Source organism: Shewanella sp. SG41-4 (assembly GCF_014164505.1).
GTDB lineage: Bacteria > Pseudomonadota > Gammaproteobacteria > Enterobacterales > Shewanellaceae > Shewanella.
This window is the reverse complement of record NZ_JACJFI010000469.1, coordinates 1-2,095: the sequence shown is the minus strand read 5'-3', so window position 1 is coordinate 2,095 and position 2,095 is coordinate 1. Positions and strand designations below refer to the sequence as shown.

Sequence of the window (2,095 nt, the reverse complement as noted above, 5' to 3'; positions counted from 1 at the left end):
GTGAAGGCACCCAGATTTCAGCCATGGGCCAAGGTTATGCTTGGACGCCAGGTATTTACTCTCCTGAACAAATAGCCGGATGGCAAAAAGTCACCAACGCTGTGCATGCAAAAGGCGGCACTATATTCGCTCAACTTTGGCATGTTGGCCGCGTGACTCATCCAGACAATATCAATGGCAAGCAACCAATTTCGTCTTCTGCATTAAAAGCCCAAAATGTAAAAGTGTTTGTGGATAATGGTACCGACGAACCTGGTTTTGTTGACGTGGTTGTAGCGCGTGAAATGACTAAAGCTGACATTGAACATGTTATTGGTGAATATCGCCAAGCGGCGTTAAATGCGATTGAAGCGGGTTTTGATGGCATAGAATTGCATGCAGCAAACGGTTATTTAATTAACCAGTTTATCGATTCTGAAGCGAATAATCGTATTGACGAATATGGTGGTAGTATCGAAAACCGTCTGCGTTTCTTAGGTGAAGTGGTTGGTGCAATGAAAGATGCTATCGGTGCTGATCGTGTTGGTGTTCGTCTTGCGCCATTTACATCTTTAAATGGTACTGTTGATGCAACCCCCATTGAAACCTACACCGCAGCGGCAGTATTACTTAACAGTTTAAATGTGGTTTACATTCATTTTGCTGAAGTAGATTGGGATGATGCACCAGAGACTCCTGCAGCGTTTAAAGATGCAGTTCGAGCAGCCTATGAAGGTGTACTAATTTATGCTGGTCGTTACGACGGTGAAAAAGGCACACAGGCAATTAACGATGGCCTAGCCGATATGATTGGCTTTGGTCGACCATTTGTATCTAATCCTGATTTACCAAACCGCATTAAGCATGGCTATCCATTAGCGGTACACACACCAGAGACATTATTTGGTGGATCTGAAAAAGGCTTAACTGATTACCCAACATACTGCCCAAGTTAATAGTAATTGCAAAGTTTAGCTGAATGAATGTGTGAGCGATTCTGACATAACGTTAGGATCGCTTTGTGCGTATAGACCACTTATCAATCTTCATGTGTCTTTATGTGATGCTGTATCATTCAACGATGCCAAAGTCTTGCTACCCTTTCCCTTCTATAAGCTGGAAAACGTTTAATGAAAACCGATGAGTTACGCGGCAAACTATTCTTATTACTGGCCACGATGCTTGCTGCTGTGGGTTGGATAGCCTCTAAACTTGTTATTTTAGACATGCCTGGAGAAGTATTTATTGCTGCTCGCTTCTTAATCGCGAGTCTGATTTTATTACCATTTTGTTACCGACAAATTGTTGTTCTACGGCTTAAACAAATTGCTTCGCTTTGTGGCGTTGGTATTGTGTTAGCTGCATCGATAGAAGTATGGGTGCATGCGATTACCATCTCGAATACCCTGTCTGAGGGCGCGTTTATCATGAGTTTAGCAATGATTATTGCCCCGTTTATTTCTTGGCTATTATTCAAAGTAAGGCCTAACCGCATGTTTTGGATATCGCTGCCTATTACTTGTATAGGCATTATGTTATTGACCATTACAACGGGCTGGGAGGTCGATAACAGCCAGTGGTTTTTCTTATTATCATCGGCACTGCTGTCATTGCATTTTGTATTGAATAAGCGAGTCTTAACCAATATCAAACCGTTAACATCCATCTGCATACAACTATTCATGGTTGGTATTGTGGGATGTGTGATTATGGCTGTGGTTTCACCTGAACGTTTTGAGATAAATGGTCATGTACTATTTTGGTTTGCGGTATCAACGGTTATCGCAACCAGTGTGCGTTATTTGCTCCAAACGGTCGGCCAATTTAGCGTTAAAATTGAAACCGCTTCGCTGATCATGATTTTAGAACCCATTTGGACATTAATATTGTCTATCAGCTTTCTTAATGAAGTGGTTGAAATACAAAAGATTATTGGTGGTGGGATTATTTTATTGTCACTGTTTATCTACATCAAATATTCTAAAAAGTAGCCCGTAGAAACCTTATCTACAACATCTACAACGCTCATTAACTCAAAATTGTAGTAACCTATTTTTCGGTTTATGAGTCATGGCTTTTTATTGCTACTTGTAATAACTCGTCTGTCAGTTAAGCG

General features: G+C 41.0%; 2 protein-coding genes. Both read left to right on the top strand.

All coding sequences use genetic code 11. The annotated features are described in order from the left end of the window. Window positions 1-935, top strand: a 935-nt coding sequence (locus tag H5202_RS21200) for an alkene reductase (protein WP_182773801.1), incomplete at its 5' end; no start/stop codon positions are given. A 174-nt stretch (window positions 936-1,109) separates the two neighbouring features. After that, window positions 1,110-1,970 (top strand): DMT family transporter, encoded by an 861-nt coding sequence (locus tag H5202_RS21195; protein ID WP_182773800.1) that lies wholly within the window; start codon window positions 1,110-1,112, stop codon window positions 1,968-1,970. Window positions 1,971-2,095: the final 125 nt, after the last annotated feature.